Consider the following 307-nt stretch of genomic DNA (forward strand, 5'->3'; position numbering starts at 1 on the left):
TACTAGCCCACTAAACTCAGTGCCACGGTCCACAGTAAAGCTGTGCACCGGACCATTAAAAGTGGTTAGGAACTTAGTTAGGGCTTCATTAACAGTCGCTGTCGTCCGATCTTTTAACCGGTATGCCCAGAGGAACCGTGATTTGCGATCGATTAAAGTTAATAAAACTGCCTTACTATGCCCACGAGGACCAACGACTGTATCTAGTTCAAAATCGCCGATGCGCTTACGTTGATTAATCATCATGGGACGCTGTTCAATTGATCGCCCCAAAGATTGATTATATTTGGATCGTTGGTCAACGTTA

At 44.6% G+C, this 307-nt stretch carries 1 protein-coding gene; it reads right to left on the reverse strand.

Translation table 11 applies throughout. The features are described from left to right. On the reverse strand, positions 1-307 hold a 307-nt coding region (locus tag KTE19_RS13755; RefSeq protein ID WP_217342526.1), incomplete at both ends, for an IS30 family transposase.

It is taken from the genome of Lentilactobacillus dabitei, from assembly GCF_019061365.1.
GTDB classification, from domain to species: Bacteria; Bacillota; Bacilli; order Lactobacillales; family Lactobacillaceae; genus Lentilactobacillus; species Lentilactobacillus dabitei.